This is a genomic window from Holdemanella sp. (assembly GCF_056804935.1).
Window position 1 is genome coordinate 1 of sequence record NZ_DBMEXE010000152.1, and the last position, 4,005, is coordinate 4,005.

The 4,005-nt window shown below is 34.2% G+C and carries 5 protein-coding genes; 3 read left to right on the plus strand and 2 right to left on the minus strand.

Annotation, left to right across the window (positions count from 1 at the left end):
- Positions 1-277: hypothetical protein (locus ACZQCL_RS07175; protein WP_482482467.1), on the plus strand; the 277-nt coding region annotated here is incomplete at its 5' end.
- 54 nt (positions 278-331) lie between these two features.
- Here the strand turns inward: ACZQCL_RS07175 and ACZQCL_RS07180 are convergent.
- Both ACZQCL_RS07180 and ACZQCL_RS07185 read right to left on the minus strand, forming a co-directional pair.
- Positions 332-850 (minus strand): ECF transporter S component, encoded by a 519-nt coding sequence (locus tag ACZQCL_RS07180; RefSeq protein WP_482482469.1) that lies wholly within the window; start codon positions 848-850, stop codon positions 332-334.
- A 57-nt stretch (positions 851-907) separates the two neighbouring features.
- Positions 908-1,564 (minus strand): Crp/Fnr family transcriptional regulator, encoded by a 657-nt coding sequence (locus tag ACZQCL_RS07185; protein ID WP_482482471.1) that lies wholly within the window; start codon positions 1,562-1,564, stop codon positions 908-910.
- A 136-nt stretch (positions 1,565-1,700) separates the two neighbouring features.
- On the opposite strand from ACZQCL_RS07185, the gene larA reads away from it, so the two are divergent.
- Positions 1,701-2,978 (plus strand): nickel-dependent lactate racemase, encoded by a 1,278-nt coding sequence (gene larA, locus ACZQCL_RS07190; RefSeq protein WP_227992656.1) that lies wholly within the window; start codon positions 1,701-1,703, stop codon positions 2,976-2,978.
- A gap of 18 nt (positions 2,979-2,996) precedes the next feature.
- Positions 2,997-3,707, plus strand: a complete 711-nt coding sequence (larD, locus tag ACZQCL_RS07195) for a D/L-lactic acid transporter LarD (RefSeq protein ID WP_337408771.1) — start codon at positions 2,997-2,999, stop codon at positions 3,705-3,707.
- The last annotated feature ends 298 nt before the right edge of the window (positions 3,708-4,005 follow it).

A 4,005-nucleotide genomic window follows, 5' to 3' on the forward strand; every position in this document is an offset into this window, starting at 1 on the left:
TGATTATCAAGAATACCATTTTCGTAATGAAGATTTGTTAGAGTCTCACTATGAAAAACATGGTAAAGAAATGGGATTTTCATCATCAAAAGAATACGAAACGGGTGCCAGTGATGTTGTGAATGATCCAGATTCTTTACACAAAACCGAAAAGGAAGATGGGGATGACGTGTATTATAAAGAGGATACCAATGAATTTGTGGTCGTATCCGCGGATGGGTATATTCGAACCTATTTTAATCCGGATGCGGGTAGAAAATATTTTGATCGACAATAAAAAAGGACCGAATATCAGATCTATAATCTGAAAATTCGGCCTTTTTATATGATTTTATGCAGGAATTCTTTTATTTAAAATACGAACCAAAACAGGAATGACAATCAATTGAATGACGATACCTGGAAGACAAGTAATAAAACTAGCACTCGTAAATACAGATAATGTATAGCCTTGTGTACTAAGAATACATGTGTTGACTAAACCGTTCACGATTCTTCCTGCAAGCATCGCAATAATCAAACTCATATATAGTTTTGTCATTTCATTTTTTTGGGGAATATATTTTTCACATAAACCAGCTACTAAACCATATACTGCAAGTTCAACCATCATTTGTGGCAAAATCATTGCAGGTGGCATACCAGTTGTTACGCTTGAAATGAAAGGTGTTAAAATTCCACATGCCAAACCATATGGCCATCCACAAAATAGTCCGCAAATCAATACTGGAATGTGCATTGGCAAGAATACGCTTCCAGCATTTGGGATAACATGAAATGCCATAGGAAGCAATACACCTAAAGCGATGCATAAAGCGCATGATACTAGTTTTCTTGTGATACTATTCATCGTTAAATACCTCTTCTTCTAAAAATACTTGGTAAGGATGTATGGACATATCAATACTTAACATTGTACATATTGTTTTAAGAAATCTACATCTAAAATTAATATTTTTTGATTCACAATTTTAATGATGCCTTCCTCTTTTAATTTACAGATAATTCGACTCACGCTATTACGAGTGGAGATTCCACAAAATCCTGCAATGTCATCATTTGTAATTTGAAAATCAATAAGAGTACCTGCTTCAACTTTACGACCAAATAAATCAATCAATTGATATAAGAAGGAGCATATTGCACCTGTTTTTCCATTCATCATCATGATTTGTTGGCGAAAAATAGCTTCAGATAATTTTTCTCTATAATACGAATTGACATAATCCTGTAGCTTTTTATCTTGACTCACATAATCCCAAAATAAAACTCTAGGAATACGATAAAATGTTGCCACATCACTTTCAACACGAACATTGAATGGTGCGGATGTATATTGACTTACTTGATCTCTTAATAAAGATAGTATGTCTGGGGTATTGATGTAAGAAATGTTGAATTCACGACCATCTGGTAAAATGACACTTGTCTTGACAACACCATCTTTTAATACATAAGTATCTTGTTGTTCAAGTCCATAATACGTTAAATAGGTATGTTTCTTTTTCTTGATGGTTGCTACATTTTTTTCTTTTAAAAAGTTTAATAAGTACTCATTGTCCATATTCGCTCTCCTTTACCGGTTTTGAATTATAACAATACTCTAAATTTTGCGAAACAACAAGCGTTAACAACTGATGGTGTTTCGCAATTGAATGTTTCGGCTTATATTAATCCCTGAAAAAAAAGGAGAGATAAAAATGTTTGAAATGAATGTGCCTTATGATAAAGGCCAAATGAAAATCAAATTAGAAGATAAGAATTTAGCTGGTGTTTTAGAGGGAAGACAAAGTGATTATAAAACTACACTTTCAGAAAATGAAATTGTGGAACAATCGTTAAATAATCCAATTGGATCCAAAAGTTTAGAAGAACTTGCCAAAGGCAAGAAAAATATTGTCATTATCAGCTCAGACCATACGCGTCCTGTACCTTCAAAAATTATTACCCCTATTCTTTTAAGAAGAATTCGTAGTGTGTCACCCGATGCACGTATTCGTATTTTAGTTGCGACAGGCTTCCATAGAGAAAGTACACATGAAGAGCTTGTAGCTAAATATGGTGAAGACATTGTAAAAAATGAAGAAATTGTTATGCACGTATCTACAGATGATTCTTCCATGGTAAAAATTGGACAATTACCAAGTGGAGGAGACTGCATTATCAACAAAGTTGCCGCTGAAGCTGATTTATTGATTTCTGAAGGCTTTATTGAAGCACACTTCTTTGCAGGATTCTCTGGAGGAAGAAAATCTGTGTTGCCAGGTATTGCATCTTATAAAACAATTATGGCAAATCACAGTGGTGAATTTATCAATGATAAAATGTCACGTCCAGGAAATTTGCAGCACAATTTGATTCATGAAGATATGGTATATGCGGCAAGAACAGCCAAACTAGCCTTTATTGTCAATGTTGTATTAAATGGAAATCATGAAATTATTGGTTCTTTTGCCGGAGACATGGAAAAAGCACATGAAAAAGGTTGTGATTTTGTTCGTTCTTTGGCAAGTGTAAATAAAGTAGATTGTGATATCGCAATCAGTACGAATGGTGGATATCCTTTGGATCAAAATATTTATCAGGCAATCAAAGGAATGACAGCCGCTGAAGCTACATTAAATCCAGATGGCATTATCATCATGATTGCAGGTTGTCGTGATGGACATGGAGGTATTGGATTCTATCATAATATTGCAGATGTGAAAGATCCAGAAGAATTTGAACAAAAAGCTATCCATACACCTCGTTTAGAAACCGTTCCAGATCAATGGACATCACAAATCTGTGCACGTATTCTAGCTCATCATAAAGTTATTTTGGTTTCCGATTTAGTAGATCCTCAACTTGTAAAAGATATGCATATGGATTTAGCTACAACTGTAGATGAAGCTTTACAAAAAGCGTTTGAAATAAAAGGAAAAGATGCCAAAGTTGCCGTCATTCCTGATGGCTTGGGTGTCGTTGTAAATATTTAAGGAAGGAAATTTGAATTTATGTTACACAATTTAATTGCGGAATTTTTATCAACAGGACTTATGATTTTATTTGGTGTCGGTGTACACTGCGATGAAGTTTTGACAAACACAAAATATCACGGAAGTGGACACATCTTTGCGATCACAACATGGGCATTTGGCATTAGTGTAGCCCTATATATTTTTGGTGGAGTCTGTATGAATCCTGCCATGGTACTTGCACAATGTGTTTTAGGCATGCTTCCATGGACAAGCTTTATTCCATACGTTATTGCCGAATTTTTAGGTGCACTTGTAGGAGCTTTGATTTGTTATGTGATGTATAAGGATCACTTTACAGAAAGCGAAGGAAATGTGAACCCAATCGCCATTCGTAATATTTTCTCTACAAATCCAAACTGCAGAAATTTGCCAAGAAACTTCTTTGTCGAAACACTCGCAACAACAGTTTTCCTTAGTGCAATTTTAGCGGTTGCTACAAAGTATGAAACACAATTACCTATTGGTGTTGGACTTATTGTATGGGCTGTTGGTATGGGTCTTGGAGGAACAACTGGATTTGCGATGAATCAAGCTCGTGATTTAGGACCTCGTTTGGCCTTCCAATTATTACCTATTAAGAATAAAGCCAATAATGATTGGCAATATGGACTATTAGTTCCAGGAATTGCTCCTTTTGTAGGTGCATTGATTGCTGCTTTGTTCTGCCATTTATTTTTAGGTATCTAATATTAGAAAAAAAGAGGAAGTTGGTAGCTTCCTCTTTTCTGTTACTACATTACGTAGTCTTATCGCAATCAGAGTATATCACGAAATATAGATTTTATGTAAGAATATTATTCACTTTTAGTTTATTCTTGTGTTTTGATAATATATTTCAAAATTTTATCTTTTAATTCTCTAGCATTTTTTACATACTGATGATAATCAAGATTAAAACGAGTCACACTTCCTTCATGAAATGGAATCCATATTTCTTTTTTATCTTTTTGAATGATATTTAATCCAACGATACATTGCTCATTTC

Bases quoted from the DNA above. Each gene is read 5' to 3' on its own strand.
- ACZQCL_RS07180 (WP_482482469.1), bottom strand. From the start codon at position 850: ATGAATAGTATCACAAGAAAACTAGTATCATGCGCTTTATGCATCGCT.
- ACZQCL_RS07185 (WP_482482471.1), bottom strand. From the start codon at position 1,564: ATGGACAATGAGTACTTATTAAACTTTTTAAAAGAAAAAAATGTAGCA.
- larA (WP_227992656.1), top strand. From the start codon at position 1,701: ATGTTTGAAATGAATGTGCCTTATGATAAAGGCCAAATGAAAATCAAA.
- larD (WP_337408771.1), top strand. From the start codon at position 2,997: ATGTTACACAATTTAATTGCGGAATTTTTATCAACAGGACTTATGATT.